At 66.5% G+C, this 22,290-nt stretch carries 17 protein-coding genes; 11 read left to right on the forward strand and 6 right to left on the reverse strand.

The window, feature by feature from the left end; translation table 11 throughout:
* Positions 1-10: 10 nt before the first annotated feature.
* From ACEL_RS06060 to ACEL_RS06070, 3 genes are all read right to left on the reverse strand, one after another.
* Positions 11-2,554 carry an ABC transporter permease gene (locus ACEL_RS06060; RefSeq protein ID WP_011720013.1) on the reverse strand — a complete coding sequence of 848 codons (2,544 nt, stop codon included), beginning with the start codon at positions 2,552-2,554 and terminating at the stop codon, positions 11-13.
* The gene (locus ACEL_RS06065; protein WP_011720014.1) at positions 2,554-3,315 is read right to left on the reverse strand and encodes an ABC transporter ATP-binding protein; all 762 of its coding nucleotides are present in this window, start codon (positions 3,313-3,315) and stop codon (positions 2,554-2,556) included. The genes ACEL_RS06060 and ACEL_RS06065 overlap by 1 nt, the downstream gene beginning before the upstream one ends.
* 148 nt (positions 3,316-3,463) lie before the next feature.
* Positions 3,464-4,354: a RecB family exonuclease gene (locus ACEL_RS06070; protein WP_238378012.1), complete on the reverse strand. Its 891-nt coding sequence runs from the start codon at positions 4,352-4,354 to the stop codon at positions 3,464-3,466.
* Positions 4,355-4,428: 74 nt separating this feature from the next.
* Between ACEL_RS06070 and ACEL_RS06075 the strand changes: the two genes are divergently transcribed.
* On the forward strand, positions 4,429-5,568 hold the full coding sequence (locus tag ACEL_RS06075; RefSeq protein WP_011720016.1) for a site-2 protease family protein: 1,140 nt from the start codon (positions 4,429-4,431) through the stop codon (positions 5,566-5,568).
* A 23-nt stretch (positions 5,569-5,591) separates the two neighbouring features.
* Positions 5,592-6,473, forward strand: coding sequence for a tRNA (adenine-N1)-methyltransferase (locus ACEL_RS06080; protein WP_011720017.1), 882 nt, complete (start codon positions 5,592-5,594; stop codon positions 6,471-6,473).
* 14 nt (positions 6,474-6,487) lie between these two features.
* Here the strand turns inward: ACEL_RS06080 and ACEL_RS12600 are convergent, their stop codons facing one another.
* A complete protein-coding gene (locus tag ACEL_RS12600) occupies positions 6,488-6,799 on the reverse strand; it encodes a ferredoxin (RefSeq protein ID WP_011720018.1) in 312 nt (103 codons plus the stop codon).
* Between the two features lie 254 nt (positions 6,800-7,053).
* On the opposite strand from ACEL_RS12600, the gene arc reads away from it, so the two are divergent.
* Positions 7,054-8,805, forward strand: coding sequence for a proteasome ATPase (arc, locus tag ACEL_RS06090; RefSeq protein ID WP_011720019.1), 1,752 nt, complete (start codon positions 7,054-7,056; stop codon positions 8,803-8,805).
* An 85-nt stretch (positions 8,806-8,890) separates the two neighbouring features.
* Here the strand turns inward: arc and ACEL_RS06095 are convergent, their stop codons facing one another.
* Complete coding sequence (locus ACEL_RS06095) at positions 8,891-9,454, reverse strand: NUDIX hydrolase (RefSeq protein ID WP_011720020.1); 564 nt, start codon at positions 9,452-9,454, stop codon at positions 8,891-8,893.
* Positions 9,455-9,633: 179 nt separating this feature from the next.
* Between ACEL_RS06095 and dop the strand changes: the two genes are divergently transcribed.
* From dop to ACEL_RS06135, 8 genes are all read left to right on the forward strand, one after another.
* A complete protein-coding gene (gene dop, locus ACEL_RS06100) occupies positions 9,634-11,151 on the forward strand; it encodes a depupylase/deamidase Dop (RefSeq protein WP_274376831.1) in 1,518 nt (505 codons plus the stop codon).
* 147 nt (positions 11,152-11,298) lie between these two features.
* Positions 11,299-11,514: a ubiquitin-like protein Pup gene (locus tag ACEL_RS06105; RefSeq protein WP_011720022.1), complete on the forward strand. Its 216-nt coding sequence runs from the start codon at positions 11,299-11,301 to the stop codon at positions 11,512-11,514.
* 111 nt (positions 11,515-11,625) lie between these two features.
* Complete coding sequence (gene prcB, locus ACEL_RS06110; protein WP_011720023.1) at positions 11,626-12,498, forward strand: proteasome subunit beta; 873 nt, start codon at positions 11,626-11,628, stop codon at positions 12,496-12,498.
* An 81-nt stretch (positions 12,499-12,579) separates the two neighbouring features.
* A complete protein-coding gene (prcA, locus tag ACEL_RS06115; RefSeq protein ID WP_011720024.1) occupies positions 12,580-13,284 on the forward strand; it encodes a proteasome subunit alpha in 705 nt (234 codons plus the stop codon).
* 255 nt (positions 13,285-13,539) lie between these two features.
* Positions 13,540-13,770 carry a hypothetical protein gene (locus tag ACEL_RS06120; RefSeq protein ID WP_011720025.1) on the forward strand — a complete coding sequence of 77 codons (231 nt, stop codon included), beginning with the start codon at positions 13,540-13,542 and terminating at the stop codon, positions 13,768-13,770.
* A gap of 20 nt (positions 13,771-13,790) precedes the next feature.
* Positions 13,791-15,149 (forward strand): Pup--protein ligase, encoded by a 1,359-nt coding sequence (gene pafA, locus ACEL_RS06125; protein ID WP_011720026.1) that lies wholly within the window; start codon positions 13,791-13,793, stop codon positions 15,147-15,149.
* A gap of 282 nt (positions 15,150-15,431) precedes the next feature.
* On the forward strand, positions 15,432-18,446 hold the full coding sequence (gene aroA, locus ACEL_RS06130) for a 3-phosphoshikimate 1-carboxyvinyltransferase (RefSeq protein WP_011720027.1): 3,015 nt from the start codon (positions 15,432-15,434) through the stop codon (positions 18,444-18,446).
* Positions 18,447-18,452: 6 nt separating this feature from the next.
* The gene (locus tag ACEL_RS06135) at positions 18,453-19,589 is read left to right on the forward strand and encodes an acyl-CoA dehydrogenase family protein (protein ID WP_011720028.1); all 1,137 of its coding nucleotides are present in this window, start codon (positions 18,453-18,455) and stop codon (positions 19,587-19,589) included.
* 148 nt (positions 19,590-19,737) lie between these two features.
* Here the strand turns inward: ACEL_RS06135 and ACEL_RS06140 are convergent, their stop codons facing one another.
* The gene (locus ACEL_RS06140; protein WP_202943330.1) at positions 19,738-22,074 is read right to left on the reverse strand and encodes an amino acid permease; all 2,337 of its coding nucleotides are present in this window, start codon (positions 22,072-22,074) and stop codon (positions 19,738-19,740) included.
* Between the last annotated feature and the right edge of the window lie 216 nt (positions 22,075-22,290).

The following is a 22,290-nucleotide window of genomic DNA, read 5'->3' on the forward strand; positions in this document are numbered from 1 at the left end:
CTCCGCGCTGCTATTCGGTGGCAATCGCGGCGAGGATCGATCGCCGTCCGGCCTGCCATGCCGGCCAGACCGCCGCCAGCAGGCCGAGTATCCCAGCGACGATGAGGTAGCTGATGAGCTGACCCACCGGAACGACTACGTGGTCAATCTGATTTCCGCTGGTTGCGACCAGGGCGAGACCGAAGAGCGTTCCCAGCACGACGCCCAGCAGCGCGCCGAAGACACCGATAATGAGAGCTTCCTGCTCGACCATCGTCCGAATGTGACGACGGGTCATGCCGACCGCGCGTAACAATCCGATTTCCCGGACCCGTTCATAGACCGAGAGCGCCAACGTATTGACGATGCCGAGAATCGCCACCACGAGTGCCACGCCGAGCAGGCCGATGATGAGCCCGACGATCTGATTGACTTGCGTGAGAATCGATTTCTTGTACTCGGCTTGGCTCTGCACGTGAATCTGCGGATAGAGTCGCAGCTGCTTGGTGAGCGCCGCCGCCACCGCGTCCTGCTGGCCGGGTTTCGCCTCCACGTACGCGATGACGTCGCGCTGAACGTCGTAGTGCTGCGCGAAGAGGCTCATGGTGATGAGATACCCGACGCCTCCGTTGGCGAGCAGATTGTTGTTCTCGTAAATACCGCCGACGCGGATCGATCCCTTGAAACCATCGCCGTACTCAATGGGCACCCGGTCGCCTACTGTGACGCCGATACGGCCGGCCTGGGTCTGGGACACCAGCAGCTCACCGGCCTGCAACGCGTCCAGCGATCCGCTCGTCATCTGAATGGCGATCATCGAGCCGATATTCGGCGAGACCCCCGCGATCGGTGCCGTCCTGCCCTTGATGATGGCCGCCCCGGCCCGGGTCTCCGCCACCGCGGCGACACCGGGTGTTGCCGCAGCGCGCGCGGCGACATCAGGGGAGAAACCGTAGCCGTCACTGACCAGCACATAGTCGGCACCCAAATTGCGATCCACCAGCGACGCGATGGACGCCTTTGTCGATGCGGTGAGCACCGAGAGCGCCGAGACAAGAGCTAGCCCAATCATGAGCGCCCCGGCGGTGGCCGCCGTCCGGCGCGGATTGCGAATGGCGTTCAGTCGTGCAAGGCGCGCGGTGACACCAACGACCGCCACCAGCGGCGCGCTGAGGACATGGATGATCGGCCGCCCAGCCCACGCGCTGGCAAACCACGCACCGACGAGAACCAGCATCGCACCGACGCCGACCAGTGCAGCAGCTTGACCACCGCTGCGACCGGCCCCGGACGCGATGAGTGCCGTTCCGATGACGATACCGGCGGCCCCGATGATGCTGCGGGCCCGCAACGACCGCTCGGGTAGCGCGACCGTGTCCCGCATCGCAGCGACCGGCGAAATCCGGGATGCCCGCAGTGCCGGGGCGATCGCAGCGAGCACGGTGACCAAGATGCCGACCAGATATCCCGCGACAACGGTCTTGCCTGTTATCACTAGGGAATTGGCCGGCAGTCCGACGCCGACCGCCGACAGCAGACCGTGAACACCAAGCGCGACGAGCACGCCGAAGCCGATGCCGATCGTCGCGGCGACCGCGCCGACGACTGCCGCTTCGATGAGCACCGCGCCGACAACCTGCGCCCGGCTCGCGCCGACCGCCCGGAGCAGCGCCAGCTCCCGCGTGCGTTGCGCGACGAGCATGGTGAACGTGTTGACGATGATGAACAGTCCGACGAACAACGCAATGCCCGCGAAGACCAACAAGAATGTGTTGAAGAAACCGAGTCCCTTACTGATGGCGGCCGTTGTTTCCTGCGTCACCTTCTTCGCCGTCACGGCTTCGAGATTCGCCGGCAGCGCAGCCTGAATCCGCCTGGCCAATTCTTCCTGGCTGATTCCCGGTCGGGCCTGGACGTCGATCTCGTTGACGTACCCCGGCTTGCCGACGACCTGCTGGGCTGTGGCCAGATCGAATACGCTGAGCACCGCACCGGCCAAGTTGCTGCTCGCTCCAACCGTAACGATACCGACGATCCGCATGCGCATCGGCTGATGCTGCGTCTGCACCACCACCGGATCACCGACGTGCAGATGGAAACGGTCCGCCGCGGCCTTGTCGATCGCCACCTCGCCCGGTCCCGTCGGCCCGTGACCGGCGACGAATTCCAGACTGCCGAAATTCGACGGCGTCCACGAAACGGCCAACGTGGGCGGCCCAAAGGTCTTGGGCACGATCGGACGGCCGTCCACCGTGACCAGCGTGTCCAGCCCGGAGACGGAGCCGACCGCGGCGGCGACTCCAGGCACGGCGGCCACCTTCGCGACCATCGACTCGGGCACCAGCGGCCGGGTTCCGGCGCTCGCGAAATCGTTCGCCGAGAAGTCCGTCTTGGCCCGCACGACAACGCTAAGATTCTTGCTCGTCCGGCCCAGCAAGTCATTGAACGTCGCGCGAAGGGTGTCGCTGAAAATTTGCGTGCCGACCAGAAAAGCCACGCCAATGACAACCGCAAGCGCCGTCAACACCAACCGCACCTTGTGCGCGACGAGGGTCCGCAGACTCACCCGGAACATCAGCGGCTCACCACCGGCGTCTCGAGGACCGCCAGTTGGTCGAGAATGGCCTGCTGCGTGGGTGCGGGCAATTCGCCGACCACCTGACCGTCGCGCAGGAACACGACGCGGTCGGCATAGCTGGCCGCTGCCGGGTCGTGGGTGACCATGACGATGGTCTGGCCGAGTTCTTTGACGAACCAGCGGAGCAGCCCGAGCACCTCGGTCGCGGACCGGGAATCGAGATTACCGGTCGGCTCGTCCGCGAAAACCACGGCTGGTTTGGCCGCCAACGCACGGGCGCAGGCGACGCGCTGCTGCTGGCCGCCGGAGAGTTCCGTCGGCTTGTGCCGCAACCGATCCCGCAACCCAATCGCGTCAATCAGGCTGTCGAGCCAGGCCTGGTCGGGTTTGCGCCGCGCGATGTCCAGCGGCAGCGTAATGTTCTCCAGGGCCGTCAGGGTCGGCACCAAATTGAACGACTGGAAAACAAATCCGATCGATTCACGGCGCAACCGGGTTAGGGCCCGGTCATCAAGGGTCGTGATGTCGAGATCTCCGATATAGACGTGACCGGACGTAACCGAATCTAAGCCGGCCAGGCAATGCATCAATGTCGATTTTCCGGAACCCGACGGGCCCATGATCGCGCTGAACTGCCCGCGGAAGAATTCGAGCGTGACGTCGTTGAGCGCCCGGACCGCGGTGTCACCGGCGCCGTACACCTTTGTCAGATTTCGAGCGGCAACCGCACGAACAGCACCCTGTGCCGTGTCGTCCACTATCCTGCCCCCTCTGCTGGTTGATGTGGCGAGCTCACGCTAACAGCCCGACCTGAGGTGCCGCATCAGACCGGCGTCAGCAATCGCCAATGACAATCGTCATGGAGAACTCCACCGAGCCGACGACGTGCCGCCGCCTGCGCTGCGGTCAGACAACCACCGAGTCGGGCCACTCCGGCGGGGTGCCGCCGAATTCCGGGCACACCGCACGGAAGGCACACCATTCACAGCCACGGCTGCGGCGAGGCGGAAAATGCCGAGTGCGCAGCGCACGGTCAATTGCCGCCCAGAGGGCTCGAATCTTTCGTTCGACGGCCAGCAGATCCGCCTCTTCCGGGGCATACCGCAGCACCTGGCCGTCACCCAGGTAAATGAGCTGCAACAGAGCGGGAACGACACCGTTCACCCGCCACCACGCCAGCGCGTAGAACTTCAACTGAAACAGCGCCTTCTCTTCAAACGATTCCGGCGGCGCGACACCGGTCTTGTAATCGACGATCCGCACCTCCCCGGTCGGTGCGACATCGAGACGGTCGACGAAACCACGGAGCCGAATACCATCCGCCAGCTGCGTCTCCACGAGGAGTTCCCGCTCGGTCGGCTGGATTCGCGTCGGATTTTCAATGGTGAAATACCGCCGGAGCAAATCCGCCGCGCTGGCCAGCCAGTCGTCACAGGACGACGGAGGCATCTCAGGGTCGGCGAAGAGGTCGGCAAGCTCCGGCCGCGCCGCGCACAGCTCCTGCCACGACCGCGACACCAGCGCCAACGCCTTCTCGAGCACCCGCTCGGCCGGCGGGAGATCGAAGAGTTGATCGAGAACCGCGTGGACCAGTGTGCCCCGCACACTGACCGGATCGGGCGGCTCGGGCAGCCGGTCGATGCAGCGCAGCCGGTACAGCAGCGGGCAGGTCATGAAATCAGCCGCCCGGGACGGCGAGAGAGCCACCGGTGCGCCGGGCACCGCAGAAGGCCGCGACCGCGAGGCACTTGCCGGCCGAGCCGCAGAAACCTCCATCAGATCGGGCAACTGGACCATGGTCGGCAGCTTACGCGGCGCCACCGACGTTCTTGAGCAATCCACGCCGCGTTTCGGCCGCCTAGCATCGAGATGTGAATCCAGCGTCCCCGCCGGAAGCGAGCCGCCCGTCGTCCGGAAGCGGGCTGCGGCTCGGCTACGTCTTCGGCGCGCCGGTCATCGTCGGTCCGAGCTGGCTGCTGTTCTTGGCGTGGATCACCTGGCAATTCGCGCCCGTCGTCGCTGACGCAGTACCAGGAATCCGAGAGGGGCGCTACCTCGTCTCAGCCTGCTTCGGGGTGTTTCTCGGCCTCTCGGTGCTCGCGCACGAACTTGCCCACCTCGTCGCGGCCCGGTGGTTCGGGATCCCGAGCGACCGCATTGTCCTGACCGCACTGGCCGGCCACACTGCGCTGAGCCGCGAACCCGACCGGCCACGGCGGATGTTCGTCGTGGCCCTGAGCGGGCCGCTCGCCAACCTGCTCATCGCGGCAGCCGCGGCGGCCGCCCACCGGGTGCTGCCGGCGCACACGGTCTCCGCGGTGCTCACGGCAGGTCTTGCCTGGACCAACGGCATCGTCGGTGTCTACAACCTGCTGCCCGGGCTCCCGCTGGACGGCGGCCAGATGCTGCGCGCACTGGTCTGGGCGATAACCCGCCGGCCGCGGCTCGGCGTCCTTGTCGGCGCCTGGTCGGGCCGGCTGGTCGGACTGGCGACCGTACTCTTCGGCGCCTATCTCTTCACCCGTCGGGAACCGAACGCCCAGCTCGACGGCCTCTGGGCGTTGCTGATCGGCGGAATGCTGCTCATGTCATCCGGCGCGGTTCTGCGTCAGCAGGCGCTGCGGGACAAGTTGCCTCAGCTCTCCGCCCGGGCCCTCACCCGCCGGGCGCTTCCGGTCACCGCTGACGTGCCGCTGGCCGAAGCGGTACGCCGCGCGCAGGAGTCGAAGGCCGGGGGACTCGTCATTGTCGACGGGTATGGCCGGCCCACTGCCGTGGTGAGCGAAGCGGCTGTCGTCGCCACCCCGGAGTCCCGCCGGCCGTGGGTGAGCGTCGCCACCGTGAGCCGCACAATTTCGCACTCCGAGCTCCTTCCGGCGGATCTCGCCGGCGAAGCCCTGCTGGAGCGGCTGCGGTCCACGCCGGCCTCCGAGTACGTCGTCGTTGACACGGACGGCGCGATCTACGGCGTCCTCGCCGCGGCGGATGTCGCCGCCGCGCTGCGGGGCTGAGACCACCCGATACCCTGCGGCACGTGACCGCCGACGCGTTAGCGCCAGGAGACCGGGTCCAACTCATCGACCCCAAGGGACGGCGTCATCTGATCGTCCTCGAACCGGGCCGGCAATTCCACACCCACCAAGGAATCATCGAGCACGATCACCTGATCGGCCAGCCGGAAGGTTGCGTCGTCCAGTCCACCCGGGGGACGGCGTACCTTGCCTTCCGGCCGACGCTCGCTGACTTTGTCCTGGCCATGCCGCGCGGTGCAGCGGTCGTCTACCCCAAGGACGCCGCGATGATCATCGGGTACGCCGACGTCTTCCCGGGAGCGGTCGTGCTCGAGGCAGGCGCCGGTTCGGGCGCCCTCACCTGCTGGCTGCTCCGGGCGGCTGGCGATCGCGGCAAGGTGATCTCTGTGGAGCGGCGGCCGGATTTCGCGATGATCGCCCGGCGCAACGTGACGCGGTTCTTTGGCGCCCTCCCGCCGACGTGGCGGCTGGTCGTCGGTGATCTCACCGAGGTGACCGCCGCGGCACCTATCCGGCGGGTTGATCGAATCGTCCTCGATCTGCTGGAACCGTGGGCCTGCGTGCCGGCGGTCGCGCGCCTGCTGGTGCCGGGTGGACTGCTCTGCAGCTACGTCGCCACCACGACGCAGCTCAGCCGGATCGTCGAGACCCTACGGTCCCACGGGGAATTCGCTGAGCCGGTCGCGTTCGAGACGTTGCTGCGCACCTGGCACGTTGACGGACTCGCCGTTCGCCCGGACCACCGCATGATCGGCCACACCGGATTCCTCGTGCTGGCCCGCCGGGTCGCGGACGGCGTCATCCCGCCGCCGCGGCGCCGCCGTCCGGCTCACGGCGCCCACCGGCTCCCCGAGAGCCAACCGCCGGGGGGCGAGGACGGGTAACCGGGTTCCCGCGGTCAGTCCGCCGCGTCCGGACCAGCGATCTCGACCCCGTCAGCAACCCGGACGACGTGAATGCACGCCCCAGGACAACGCCGGGCCGAATCGACCACTTCGGCGAGGCAGCCGCCGGGCACCCGGACCCGCGCACCCGGTTCGGTGCGGAGCTCACCGTCCGGGCCCTTCACGTAGGCCAGACCATCCAGGTCGAGCTCGAACACGTCACGAGCTTCCTGGACGCACAGCCCGTCGCCGGTGCAGAGCGACTGGTCGATCCAGACCTCGACCGCGGGTTCGGTGGCCGTTTCGTCGCCGGACGTTGACCTCACCTCCGATCGATGCCGTACCGACCATCGGCCTCCCGGCAGGCACGGACCGCCCGGAATCGCGTCAGGTCGGGGTTCGTTCCGACGATAACCATGGCAACGAACGACCCGAACAACGGCTCGATTCGCTGCGGTACACCGGTCCGCAGCGACGATAGGGTCGAAGAGAGGTCGGACCATAGGAGCAAACCGGACGGTCGCGGGACTCGTAGACAGTAACGAGACGGCGTCGACCTCGACGGTAGGAGGTGAGGCTGGTGGCGAGCCGTGAAGACCGCGACGCGGCCAATGCACGAGTGATCCAGCTTCAGCAGCAGGTGGAACGACTCGAAGAGGAAGTCGCGAGTTTGCGACGCCGGCTCGCCGAGTCGCCGCGGGGCAGCCGATCCCTGGAGGAGCGGCTCGCCGCCGCGCAAGCGACCATCGCCGGTCTGACCAGTCAGAACGAACGACTCGTCGCCACTCTGAAAGAGGCCCGGGATCAGATCGTTGCGCTCCGCGAAGAAGTCGACCGCCTCGCGCAACCGCCGTCCGGTTATGGCATCTTCCTCGGCCGCCACGAGGACGGCACGGTTGACGTGTTCACCGGCGGGCGCAAGCTCCGTGTCACCGTGAGCCCGTCGGTCGACGTCGACAGCCTGCGCAAAGGGCAAGAGGTGATGCTCAACGAGGCGCTGAACGTCGTCCGGGCCATGTCGTTTGAACGGCAAGGCGAAGTCGTCATGTTCAAGGAATTGTTGGACGGCGACCGCGCCCTGGTCATCGCCCACGCTGATGAAGAACGCGTCGTCATGCTGGCCGATTCGCTGGCCGACACCCCCCTGCGAGTGGGCGATTCGCTCCTCATCGAACCCCGTTCCGGCTTCGCGTACGAGCGAATTCCCAAGGCCGAAGTCGAGGAACTTGTCTTGGAAGAAGTGCCGGACGTCGACTACTCAAAGATCGGCGGCCTCAGCGCGCAGATCGAGCAGATCCGGGACGCCATCGAACTGCCGTACCTGTACCCCGAGCTGTTCAAGGAGCACAAGCTGCGGCCGCCGAAAGGCGTGCTGCTCTACGGCCCGCCGGGGTGCGGCAAGACCCTCATCGCCAAGGCGGTGGCGAATTCCCTGGCGAAGAAGGTCGCCGAAGTGACCGGAAAACCGGAGGGGAAGAGTTTCTTCCTCAACATCAAGGGCCCGGAGTTGCTGAACAAATACGTGGGGGAGACCGAGCGACACATCCGGCTCGTCTTCCAACGGGCGCGGGAGAAGGCCAGCGGCGGCTGGCCGGTCATCGTCTTCTTCGACGAAATGGATTCCATTTTCCGCACCCGCGGTTCCGGCGTGAGCTCGGACGTGGAGAACACCATCGTTCCCCAGCTGCTCAGCGAAATCGACGGTGTCGAAGGGTTGGAGAACGTCATCGTCATCGGTGCGTCGAACCGGGAAGACATGATCGACCCCGCGATCCTGCGACCGGGCCGGCTGGACGTGAAAATCAAGATTGAGCGACCGGACGCCGAGGCGGCGCGGGACATTTTCAGCAAGTACATCACGCCGGACCTTCCGCTCCACCCGGACGACCTTGCCGAACATGGCGGTTCCCGGGAAGCCACCGTGCAGGCGATGATTCAGCACGCCGTCGAACGGATGTACGCCGAAACCGAGGAGAACCGGTTCCTCGAGGTGACGTATGCCAACGGCGATAAAGAGGTGCTGTACTTCAAGGACTTCAACTCCGGAGCGATGATTCAGAACATCGTCGACCGGGCCAAGAAGATGGCCATCAAGGATTTCCTGGAGACCGGGCAGAAGGGCCTGCGCATCCAGCACCTGATGGCCGCCTGCTACGACGAGTTCAAGGAGAACGAGGATCTCCCGAACACCACCAACCCCGACGACTGGGCCCGGATCTCGGGCAAGAAGGGCGAACGGATCGTCTACATCCGCACGCTCATCTCCGGCAAGCAGGGCACCGAGGCCGGCCGGTCGATCGACACCATCGCCAATACCGGTCAGTACCTGTAGGTTGCGGACTGCGTGTCAACCGAGCGGCCTGTAGGCCGCGGACCGGGCGTCATCCGACTGGCCTGCACAAGCCACGCACCGGAAGTCAACCGAGCGGAGGCAACAGGCCGGTGACCTCGAGGAGGTACCGACCGTCCGGGACGAAGGGGAAGTCGGGCCTCGCGAGCTGCTCCGCGAGCATCGGAAGCGTCCACCAGTCGCCCCAGGCGACCTCTTCCGGCTGGTGAATGATCGGCCCATCCCAGGTCGTCTCGAACACGTGGTACACCGCCTGGGCCCGATCATCCGCCCAGCGGACAACGGTCAACGGCCGGAGCACTGCTCCTCGGATGCCGAGTTCTTCGGCGAGCTCGCGGACGGCGCCAATCTCCGGCCGCTCCCCGTGCGTCAGGACACCGCCGGCCCAGCAGTCGTACGCCCCGGGGTAGATGTCCTTGGTCGGGGTGCGCCGATGCACGTAGATCCGGCCGTCCCCCCGGCGAACGGCGACCGCGGTCGCGGCATGCAACAACCGCCGGCGGCGAACCTCCGCCCGCGGCGCCACCCCAACGGGACGCCCATCCTCGGCTAGGACGGTGACGAGCTCGGACGCCGCGCCGACCGCGGCCGGGATATCACCGGTCCCAGGAGCAGGGGTATCGCCGGCCACCGTCACATTCTCCCGCGTGCCGGGCCATTCCACGCAGGCCCGCGCAGGCTCACCGTCTACCCGCGCCGGGACCGCGTGCCGGGCCAGTCCGGGCAGCCCGGCGCCCACCCGCCGGCCGCGCCTACCCGCGCCGGGCTGCGTGCCGCCGTCCACCCGGCCCGAGTCCGTAGGCTGGGAGTGTGACGGTGCACCGGGTCATGGGGATCGAAACCGAGTACGGCATCTCGGTGCCGCACCAACCGAATGCGAACGCGATGGCCGCCTCTTCCCAGGTGGTCAACGCATACGCGCCGATCGGTGCGCCGGCGCAGCGGCAGGCCCGCTGGGATTTCGAGGAAGAGAACCCGTTGCGCGACGCCCGGGGATTTGAAGTGGCCCGGGAGGCCGCCGATCCCTCGCAGCTCACCGATGAAGATCTTGGGCTGGCGAATGTCATTCTCACCAACGGCGCCCGGTTGTACGTCGACCACGCCCATCCGGAGTACTCGACGCCAGAGGTGACGAATCCGCGTGACGCGGTGCTCTGGGACAAGGCCGGTGAGCGGATCATGGCCGAAGCGGCCCGCCGCGCCGCGGATTTGCCGATGGGATGGACCATCCAGCTCTACAAGAACAACACCGACAACAAGGGGGCCAGTTACGGCTGCCACGAGAACTACCTGATGAACCGGTCCACACCCTTCGCCGACATCGTGCGCCATCTCATTCCCTTTTTCGTCACCCGACAGGTATTCTGCGGAGCCGGCCGGGTCGGGATCGGCGCCGACGGCCGGGGCGAAGGATTTCAGCTCAGCCAGCGGGCGGATTTCTTCGAAGTCGAAGTCGGCCTGGAGACGACGCTGAAACGGCCCATCATCAACACCCGTGACGAGCCGCACGCGGATCCGGAGAAATACCGCCGCCTCCATGTCATCATCGGCGACGCGAACATGAGCGAAATCGCGACCTACCTCAAGCTCGGCACGACCGCGCTGGTCCTTGCCATGATTGAAGACGGCTTTCTCTCGCAAGACTTCTCGGTTGAATCCCCGGTCGGGGCGTTGCGCGCCGTTTCCCATGACCCGACCTTGCGCTACCAGCTCCGGCTGCATGACGGACGACGGCTCACCGCCGTCCAACTGCAGATGGAGTATCTCGAGCAGGCCCGCAAATATGTCGAGGACCGCTTTGGCACCGACGTCGACGACATGACCCGCGATGTGCTGGACCGATGGGAGACGACCCTCGTCCGGCTGGCCGATGACCCCATGCAGCTGTCCCGCGACCTGGATTGGGTCGCGAAATTGAGCATCCTCGAAGGCTACCGCCAGCGGGAGAATCTGCCCTGGTCTGCGCACAAGTTGCAACTCGTCGACCTGCAATACCACGACGTCCGGCCGGATCGCGGCCTGTACAACCGGCTGGTCGCCCGGGGACGGATGAATCTCCTCGTCGATGAGGCTGCGGTGCGCACGGCGATGCACGAGCCGCCGAACGATACCCGGGCCTACTTCCGTGGGCGATGCCTGGCGAAATTCGGTGCCGAAATCGCCGCGGCGTCCTGGGATTCCGTCATTTTTGACCTGCCCGGCCGCGACTCGTTGCAACGCGTCCCCACCCTCGAACCACTCCGCGGCACACGGGCGCACGTCGGCGACCTGCTCGACCGATGCCGCAGCGCGACGGAGCTCGTCGCTGCACTGACCGGCGGCCGATGAGAGCTAATGAGCGTGTACTTCCTCAGCTGAGCCGGCGCATGAGCCGAAGGATGGGTGTCACCGGCCGACGATAGATTCGACCGCGTACCGGTAGTCTCGGCGGCAGTACCGCCGGGTTCCTACCCGAATGCAAGGACGGGAGGGGAGATGCCCGAGAAGGACACGGGGGGTCAGCACCGCGCGACCCGCCGGACGGAGGAGCACGACGAGACGATCGACGAGGCGACCGCGACGAGCGACGTCCAGGAGCGCCGGGAGAAGCTCGACGCCGATGTCGACGCGATCCTCGACGAAATAGACGACGTGCTCGAGGAGAACGCCGAGGAGTTCGTCCGCTCCTACATCCAGAAGGGCGGCGAATGACGCCGACAGCCGGCGCCCGCCGCCGCCACAAGGTGGTACCGTCTCGCCGCGGGACGGTCTGACGGACATCGAGACGATCTCATATGCGCTGAGGACGGAACGAGGGTGTCGATGACGACGAGCGGAGGTCTGACCGGCCCGGGCGCGTTCGGCCGCCTGCCGCAGCCGTTCCACCAACCGGGAATCACCTCCTTTGTGGAATTTCTCGCCCTGCAGGCTCCGGATCTCCTGCCAGGGCGCCTGCAGATGCCGGCCGGCGGACAACCGCCCGAGGTGCCGCACGGTACGACGATCGTGGCAGTGGCCTACCAGGGCGGTGTGGTCATGGCGGGCGATCGGCGGGCCACCATGGGAAATGTCATCGCCCAGCGGGACATCGAGAAGGTGTTCCAGACGGACGAGCACTCCTGCGTCGGCATTGCCGGAAGCGCCGGCATCGCCCTCGAGGTGGTCCGGCTTTTCCAGGTTGAGCTCGAGCATTACGAGAAGCTGCAAGGCACCACCCTCTCGCTGGAGGGCAAGGCGAACCGGCTGGCGATGATGATCCGGGCAAATCTGCCGATGGCGCTGCAGGGTTTGGCCGTTGTGCCGCTCTTCGCCGGGTACGACCTGTTCGCTGACGATCCGCAACGGGCCGGCCGGATCTTCTCCTTTGATGTCACCGGCGGCCGGTATGAGGAGCATTCCTTCCACGCCGTCGGTTCGGGCTCGACATTCGCACGGGGCGCGTTGAAGAAGCTGTTCCGCGACGACTTCGACGAACCGCACGCCGTCCGCACCTGCATCGAGGCCCTCTACGACGCGGCCGATGACGATTCCGCTACCGGCGGCCCAGACCTCACCCGTCGCATCTATCCAGTGGTCGCCGTCGTCGACGCCAATGGTTTTCGCCGCCTCGCCGATGACACGGTCGGCGGAGTCGTCGAGCAGGTGATTGCGGCACGGATGGCCAATCCAGGCGGACCGGTCGCCGTCCTGCCATAGTGCGAGGAGAGGGCCTACGATCCGCACGTCACAACCCGACGCGCCATGTCCACCCCGGTTCCCCGGTCAGGAGTGTCAAGCGTGAGCACCCCGTTTTACGTCTCGCCTGAACAGATCATGAAAGATCGCGCGGAGTTCGCGCGGAAGGGAATCGCGCGGGGCCGCAGCAACGTGGTCTTGCAGTACGCCGACGGGATTCTCTTTGTCGCGGAGAACACCTCGAAAGCGCTGCACAAAATCAGCGAGGTATACGACCGTATCGCGTTCGCCGCGGTCGGCCGGTACAACGAATTCGAGAACCTCCGGGTGGCCGGCGTCCGGCTCGCCGACCTCACCGGATACACCTACGACCGGCGCGATGTCACCGGACGGACCATCGCGAACGCCTACGCCCAGACCCTCGGGGCGATCTTCAGTGGAGCGACGGAGAAGCCGTACGAAGTCGAAATCGTCGTTGCCGAGGTGGGCGATACGCCGGACGGCGACAGCATGTACCGGCTGACTTATGACGGCTCAGTCGCCGAGGAGCACGGCTATGTCGCGATGGGCGGCCAAGCCGAACAGATCACAGCGCAGCTGAAGGATCGGTACGTGGAGAACCTGCCGCTCGGTGAGGCGCTGCGGCTCGCGGTCGATGTGCTCTCCCGAGCCTCGGACGGCGGGGAGCCGCGGACCCTCACCCCGGACCAGCTGGAGGTCGCCGCGCTCGACCGGACCCGCGGGCGGCGCGCCTTCCGGCGTTTCATCGGCGCCCAGCTGCAGGAACTGCTCCGGCCGACTTCGTAGCGGCCGTCCCGGCCGAGCGCCGGGCCTCGGCCGAGGCTTCAGTACCCGCCCGCCGCAAGCCGGCGCCCCGGCTGGACGGCTTGCGGCGGCCGCACCCCGAACCCTGGGAGAACCTGCCCGGCTCACCCGGATGCGTCCCGGTTTGCGGCAATCGGCGTAACGGCGTTGCGCCGAACACCGGCAACCTTTCCGCCGGTCGGGCTCAAGTCCGCTACACCATTCGGCCGATTACCCAGGGTGATGGGAAGGAGAACCATGGCCTCGTGGACGAATGACGGACAGCTGCACGCTCTCATGCGCGACTATCTCGCCGCTGCACAACGCTTGGACGACGCGCGCGAACAGGGTCTGCCGCAGGCGGAGATCGATCGCCTGAGCGCCGAGAAGCAGGCTGCCGCCGAAGCGTACGAAGAGGCCCTGCTGCAACGAGGATGGCAGATTCCGGGACTGGCGATCGGCCCGCTGGCACGGTCCACGCGATGGTGACCGTGGCCTAGGCTCGACGTATGGACCGGCGCATTTTCGGGCTGGAGAACGAGTACGGCGTCACCTGTACGTTCCACGGCCAGCGCCGGCTCTCCCCCGATGAGGTCGCCCGCTACCTCTTCCGCCGGGTGGTGAGTTGGGGACGGTCGAGCAATGTCTTCCTGCGCAACGGCGCACGGCTGTACTTGGACGTCGGAAGTCACCCGGAGTATGCGACACCGGAGTGCGACAACCTCGTCGACCTTGTCGTCCATGACAAGGCGGGGGAGCGGACCCTGGAGGGTCTGTTGGTCGACGCCGAACACCGGCTGCGCGAGGAAGGCATCACCGGCGATATTTACCTGTTCAAGAACAACACCGATTCCGCCGGAAATTCCTACGGGTGCCACGAAAATTATCTCGTGACACGGCAAGGCGAGTTCAGCCGCCTTGCCGACGTCCTCATCCCGTTTCTCGTCACCCGCCAACTCATCTGCGGCGCCGGCAAGGTGCTGGCGACACCCCGCGGCGCTGTGTACTGCTTGAGCCAGCGCGCCGAGCACATTTGGGAGGGCGTCTCCAGCGCGACGACGCGCAGTCGACCGATCATCAATACCCGTGATGAGCCGCACGCCGATGCGGAACGGTTCCGACGGCTGCACGTGATTGTCGGCGACTCGAACATGGCCGAGCCGTCCACCCTGCTGAAAGTCGGCTCGACGGACATCGTGCTGCGCATGATCGAAGCGGGCGTCGTCCTCCGCGACCTCAGCCTGGAGAACCCGATTCGGGCGATCCGCGAGGTGAGTCACGACCCCACCGGACGCCGCCGGATCCGGATGGCCAACGGCCGGGAAGCCAGCGCTCTCGAGATCCAGGAGGAATATCTCAGCAAGGCGCAGGAATTCCTTGAGCGGCGCGGCACCGATGCGGTGACGAAACGCGTTCTCGACCTGTGGGAGCGCACGCTCCGCGCGGTCCGCACCGGTGATCTGTCCCTGGTCGACCGGGAAATCGACTGGGTCATCAAGTACCGGCTCATCGAGGCCTACCGCGCCAGGCATGACCTTCCGCTGTCCTCGCCACGGGTGGCCCAGATTGATCTGGCGTACCACGACGTCAAGCGGACGCGCGGCCTGTATTACCTTCTCGAGCGGAAAGGCGCGGTGGAACGGGTCGCCCACGACGTGCAGATTTTCGAAGCGAAATCGACGCCGCCGCAAACGACGCGGGCGAGGTTGCGCGGTGAATTCATCCGGCACGCCCAAGAAAAGCGCCGGGATTTCACCGTCGATTGGGTGCACCTCAAACTCAACGACCAGGCGCAGCGGACCGTGCTCTGCAAAGATCCGTTCCGCTCGGTCGACGAGCGGGTGGAGAAGCTGATCGCCAGCATGTGATCTCGGTACGGCGGTACGGCGTCGCGCCCGTCGCCGCAACCGAGAACCGGCCGCCGTCAGGCAGCCGGCCTGTCGCTGCAGCCGGCAGCCGGCCGACCGCCACGGCATCGCAGCCGACCCCACGCCGGCGTCCAAGCCGACCCTTCGCCGGCGTCCAAGCCGACCCTTCGCCGGAGATCCAGTGTCGACGCCATAGGCTGACGATCGCCGCGTCCTGACGCGACCGCGCTGCACGCGTGGCCGGTTCACCCCCTGACCGGCCCGATCAAGCGGGAGGGGTTCATGCGCCTCATCGTCAAGGAGACGGTCGGCGAGCTTACCGGCGAGCTGGCTATCCCAAACTCCAAGTACCACGCCCACCGCGCCCTCATCCTCGCCTCGCTGGCAGACGGGACCAGCTACATCCACGGCCTGTCGGACGCCGGGCATGTCCGGTACACCATCGGCGCACTCCGCGCCCTCGGCACCCGCATCGACGTCGACGGCAACACCTTCGTCGTCCGCGGCGGACCCTACCGGCCGCGCCGTGCCGACGTGTCGGTCGGCAGCTCGGGCACAACCCTGTACTTCCTCACCGGGCTCGCCGGGCTCGCCGACGCGCCGGTGCGGATCGTCGGCCAACGCTACTTTCAGCGCCGCCCGATCCGGCCGCTGCTCGCCGCTCTGCAGGCCCTCGGCATGCAGGTGGGATCGGCCACCGGGTGCCCGCCCATCGAGGTGCGACCGGGCCGTCCGCGCGGCGGCCGGGTGACGATCGCCGGAACGTTGTCGCAGTGGATTTCGGGGCTGCTCCTTCTGGCGCCGTTCGCCGCCGCCACCACCGTCATCGAGGTGGACGGCGAACTCAACGAGCGCTCCTACATCGATCTCACCATCCGGATGATGCGGGAGTTCGGCCTCCACGTCGACGCCGCGCCCGATGGCCGGCGGTTTGAAGTCCCGCCCAACCAGACTCCCCGCCCGGCGACCGTCACGCTGCCGCCGGATGTCGGCGCCGCCGCATTTGGGCTCGCAGTGACCGCACTGCACCCCTCGGATGTCCTCTTTCGCGGGTTGCCGGCCCTCTCGGCGTCCGAGACTGACCATCCCGAGGCGGATCTGCTCGACATCGTCGCCGGCATGGGCCTGCCGATGCGGATCGACCCTGACGCCGGCGTGGTCCGGGTCACCCATCACGGGATCGACCTTGCCCCGATCGACGTCGACTGCCGCAGCGTGCCGGACATGCTGCCGATCCTCTCGGTGCTCGCCACCTTCGCCAAGGGGCGCAGCAGATTGCGGAATATTGCCCATGTCCGGCTGAAGGAATCCGACCGCGTCGCGGCCATGCTTCAACTGAACCGCATGGGTGGACGGTTGGAGCAGCGCGGAGACGAGCTCGTGTGCGACGGTGTCGACCGGCTGGTCGGTGCGGACCTGTCGTCCTTCAATGACCACCGGGTGCTGATGGCGCTTGCGGTGGCGGCGTCCCGCGCCGAGGGCGAGACCCGGCTGACCTACCCAAACGCGTATCGCATTTCGTATCCGCGCTTCCTGGATGAAATGAACGGTATTGGCGTGGCGATGTCGGTCGAAGCGGCGCCGGCCCGGACGACGCGGCCCGCGCCGCGCCGCACCGCATCAACGGTGACACCCGGACGACTGGCCGCCGTACCGATTGACCAGCTTGTCGCGCGATGGGCTCGGCAGCGGCCGGACGAACCCGCCGTCATCGACATCGGAGTGACCGGTGACGCGGATCGCACCATCACCTGGCGGGAATTCGACGAGCAGGCAAGCGACGTCGCGCTCGCCTTGCTGCGGTCTGGAGTGGAGCCGGCGGAGCCGGTGGCGTACCAATTGCCGAATTGCGCGGAATTCCCGACGCTGGCATTGGCGGTCGCCCGGATCGGGGCGGTGAGCTGCCCGTTGATGCCGTTCTACCGCCGGCGGGAAGTCGCGTTCATGCTCACACGCTCCCGCGCCCGTGTTCTTGTCGTGCCCCGATATTTCCGCAACCGCGATTATGTCGCGGAAACCCATGCCCTTCTCACCGAAGAACCGGATGTGTCGGTGCGCCGCGTCATCGTGCTGGGACCGGGTCCGGTTCCGGACGGGCCGGCGGGCGTGCAGTGGCAGACCTTCGACGACTGGGTCGCCGCCGCGCGAACGGACCGTACGGAGCGGGACCGCATTCTCGCGACGCGCCGTCCGGCGCCGGACGCGCGGGCCCAGCTTCTCTTCACCTCGGGGACGTCCGGGGAACCCAAGGGCGTGCTGCACCGCATGAACACCCTCACCCGCGCGGTCGGCATGGAAATCCGCCACTTGGGACTCACCAACGCCGACCGCATTTTCGTCCCGTCACCCCTTGCCCACCAAACCGGGTTTCTCTACGGCATGTGGCTCGCCTTCGGGCTCGGCGTACCGCAGATTCTGCAGCCGGTGTGGGACGGGCGGATCGCTGCAGCGGCCATCCGCCGCCGCCGCGCGACATTCGTGCAGGCCGCGACGCCGTTCCTCGCGGATTTGGTGAGCGCGGTGGAGGAAAGCGGCGAGCCGCTGGAGAGTCTGCGGATTTTCGTCGCCACCGGTGCCGCGGTGCCGCGGAATCTCGCGGAACGGGCCACCCGGCTCCTCGGCGCGGCGGTCTGCGGGGCCTGGGGCACAACGGAAACGTGCTTGGGCACGCTCGCTGCGCCCACGGATGAGCCCGCCAAAGTCTGGGGCACCGACGGCCGGCCGCTTGCCGACATCGCCGTCCGCGTCGTCGATGACCACGGCGAGGAGCTCGCCCGCGGGGTGGAAGGACATTTCGAGGTGAAGACCCCGTGCCTCTTCGAGGGGTACCTGGACCACCCGGAGTGGACGGCGCAGGCGCTCACCCCAGACGGCTGGTATCGCAGCGGCGACCTCGCGGTCATCGATGAATCTGGATATGTCCGCATCACCGGGCGGGCCAAGGATGTCATCAACCGCGGCGGCGAGAAGATACCGGTCGCCGAGGTGGAGCAGATTCTGCACACCCACCCGGCGATTCGGGACGTCGCGATCGTCGCCATGCCCGACGAGCGGCTGGGCGAACGTGCCTGCGCGTTCGTGGTGCTGCGGCCGGCGGCAACACTGACGTTTCCGCAGGTGCAGCAGTACCTCGACGAACGTCATGTCGCCAAGCAATACTGGCCGGAGCGGCTGGAGATCATCGATGAACTGCCACGCAACCCGAGCGGTAAAATCCAGAAGTTCAAACTCCGCGAGCGGATCGCGGACATTTTGCGCAGCGAGAGCAACCCTGGATCCCTGCGACACGGAAAGTGAGTGACCGTGAACGACGACGAGGAATTCGAGGCGCTTCGGCGGGAGGTCGAGGAGTTCGTCCGCGGACCGGGGGAGCGGTACGCCGAACAGATCGAAGCCGAGAACCGGGTGCCGGAGAGCCTCTGGACGGAACTTCGGGACCGCGGTTACCTTCGGCTTGCGGCGCCCCAGGAGTACGGCGGACGGGGACTGCAATTCTCCAAATACCTCGAGCTCGTCGAGCTCTTCGCGATGTCCCACGCCTCGCTCCGGATGATTGTGCATGTCGTCAACGGCATTTGGCGGGCCATCGACCAGCTCGCAACCGACGAGCAGCGCAAGAAATTCGTCCTTCCACAGGTTGCCGGCGATATCCGGGTGGCCTTCACCCTCACCGAGCCGACAGCCGGCACCGGAGCGGATATCCGGAGCACCGTGGTGCGGGACGGCGACACGTACTACCTCACCGGGGAAAAGCACCTCATCACGTTCGGCGTCCGGTGCGATTATTGGCTCCTCTTCGCCCGTGTCGCCGGCACCACGGGCAAGGACGGCACCGTCGCGCTCATGGTCGACCGGCATTCACCGAACGTCGTCGTGAAAGAAATGTCACCGTCGATGGGGGTGCGGGGCACGGACCACGCCCACCTCATCTTCCGGGAGACACCGGTGCCGGTCGCCAACCGCCTCGGCGCCGAAGGGGAAGGGTTGGACGTCGCGTTCGGCGGTTTCCTCACACCGAGCCGGATCTCGGTCGCCATGACGTGCGTCGGCTTGGCCCGCCGGGCCCAGGAACTCGCCGTCGAGTACGCCAAGCAGCGGGTCACCTTCGGCAAGCGGCTCGCGGACCGGCAAGTCATCGCCTACGCCCTCGCCGAGAACGCCACCGATATCGAAGCGGCGCGGCAGTTGACCCTGTACGCCGCCCGGCAGTGGGAGAGCGGTGCCGCCGATGCGCTCACCCTGTCCTCCATGGCGAAGCTCAACGCCGTCGACATGCTCACCCGCGTGACCGACAAAGCCCTCCAGATTCACGGCGGCATCGGGTATTTCCAGTCGAGTCCCATCGAACGCGTGTACCGCGACGCCCGCGCCCAGCGTTTCGAGGAAGGCACGAACGAAATTCAGAAAACGGTGATCGCCCGATCCGTCCTCGGTGCATGACCCCGGAGCCTCCGCACCGCGGACGCGTGGAGCCTTGCAGTCGCGGGCAGCGCGGGCCCGTCGGCGGGCCGGCGGCGTCCAGGCTCAGCAGCGCGGCGGGTCACGGTTCTGTCGGCAGCCCGGCGTCTAGGCTCAGCAGCGCGGCGGGTCACGGTTCGGTCAGCAGTTCGTATTTCGGATTGAAAATCGCCAGACTGCCCCGGTGCTCGGTCACTGTTCCGGTCAGTCGGATGCACCGCCCGGGCTCGATCCCCGGAATGGTCCGTCGGCCGAGAAACAAGACTTGAATCCCCCCGGTGTCGTCAAAGACTTCACACCGGAGCGTCGGTGCGGCGCCGACCGGTTGCACCTCAACGGAATGAATGCGTCCGACGACGGTCGCCGTCTGCCGCCATCGCAGGGCGGCGATTCGGGTGGCTCCGTCATCGGCGACCAGCCCGTCCGGCGGCGCGCTCCGTGCGATGGCGCCTTCGTTGGTCACCTGCCGCTCGGCCATTGCTGCTGCGTGGCGGCGGCCGAATTCCCGGGGCAACGCGTCGTGGGGCACGATGGTCGCCACGACGTTCGGGATCCGGCTGATAATGCCGGCCAGCTTGTCGGCGGTCCGGTCATGCATGAGTTGGCCGAGCCATCCAAAGCGCCGGCGCGGCAGGACGACGGTCACGTGGGTCCCCGGCCGTTGGGCGGCCTGGAAAACCAGTTGCATGACGGCACGTTCCAGCCGCCGATCCGGGCAGTTCACAATCTCCAGCGGTATCCGCTGGATAATGCGCTGCCAGTCGTCTTGCAGGGTCCGCGCATGCGGGCCGTCGATCGCCACGTGCACGGCGGACAGCGTCGTCGGACGCAGCGTCGCGGCGTAACGCAATGCCGCGAGGCTTGCCAGGTCTATCTCGTTGACCAGCACGTACACCTGGTGGCGAACGTAATTCGCCGGTGTGAGCACCTGATCGCGTTGCGCAGCGAGCGCGGCCTGCTCCGCCCGGTAGCGCTCGTTGATACGGATCAGTGCAAAGACCAGTATCGGGAAAAGTACGACGACGACCCACGCGCCTTCGGTGAATTTGACGATGGCGAAAATGAGGACGACCGCTGCACACATGACAGCGGCAAGAAAGTTGATGACAACCCACCGACGCCAACCGGTGCCACGCCGCCGCCAGTGGTAGCGCACCAACCCGGCTCCGGCCATCGTGAAGCCGGTGAAGACGCCGATGGCGTAAAACGGAACGAGTGCGTTGACCCGGGCGCCGGTGACGAGCAGCAACGCCACGGCCACGGCTGTCAGGACGATGATCCCGTTGGAGTACACCAATCGATGGCCCCGCTTCGTCAACTGACGAGGCAGGAACGAATCTTCGGCGACAAAGCTGGCAAGGAACGGAAAGCCGTTGAAGCTTGTGTTCCCGCCGGTGTACAGGATGAGGGCACTCGCGATCTGCAGGAGAGCGAAGAGCACGTGTCCGGCAACCCCGTCGCCGAAGACGAGCCGCGCCTCCTGCGCGACCACCGACGGATAACCGGTCACCCGGGGCGGCACGTGCGTCAGATAGGCGAGCAGGGAGACGCCGCCGACGAGAACGCCGAGAATCAGCGCCATGGCGACGAGAACGCGCCGGGCGTGGACCGACTCCGGCTGCCGGAACACGCTGATGCCGTTGGAAATTGCTTCAAAACCGGTGAGCGAGGAACCGCCGTTGGCAAACGACCGCAGGAGAACGAAGATCGCAGCGAAGGAGAGCACATCCGAGTGATGACCGACAGGAAGGGCGTCAGAAATCGTCCTCGGATCGACAGCAGGCAGTGTGCCAAGGGCGGCTCGAACCAGGCCGACCGCAATCATTACGACCATGAAGAAGGCGTACAGGTACGTCGGAGCGGCAAAAGACCGCCCGGCTTCGCGGATGCCACGCAGATTCCCATACGCAATGAGCAGGACAACACCAATCGTGATCTCTAGACTGTACCGACCGAGCGCGGGAATCGCGGAGGCCACGGCAACCGTACCAGCTGAGCACTGCACGGCCACCGTCACGACATAATCAATCAGCAGGGCGACTGCGGCGATCTGGGCCACCCGCGGGCCGAAATTCTCCCGGGCGACGACATAACTGCCGCCGGATCGCGTATAGACGCTGACGACGTCCCGGTACGAGAATGTGAGCAATAGCAAGATAAAGAGAATCGTCGCGGTAACCGGCAACACCAAGGTGAACGCAAGCACGCCGAAATACGGAAGCAACTCGATGAGCATCTCCTCCGGACCGTATGCCGAGGACGAGATGCAATCCGGTGACAGCACGCCCAGTGCGACCGGCTCCGAGAGCCGTTCGTGACGCAACCGCGCGGTCACCAACGGCGGGCCCAGGAGCCGGCACTTCAGCCGGTACGCAAGGGATTCCCGGAGCGCAGGGGGATGGGGCAGCGGTAGGGCGTCAACAGCGGCTGGGGAAGAGGAGATCTGATGGTCCACCGGGTGCGTCACCGATACGTCCGACGACTCATCCGTGGCATGCCGGGCGCGAACGGCGCTTACCATCCGCTGGCCGCGTGCCGCACGCCCCGCGCCGCGGAATGCTGGGCACGAACAGCGCTTGCTCCGATATCCCCATACGCACGATCCGACCGTACGTCGCGGCGGCGCGGCGGGACGTCGCAATCGCGTCAAGAATCACCCGGCACCCGTAAAGAATTCGTCAAG

Source organism: Acidothermus cellulolyticus 11B, from assembly GCF_000015025.1.
Lineage (GTDB): Bacteria > Actinomycetota > Actinomycetes > Acidothermales > Acidothermaceae > Acidothermus > Acidothermus cellulolyticus.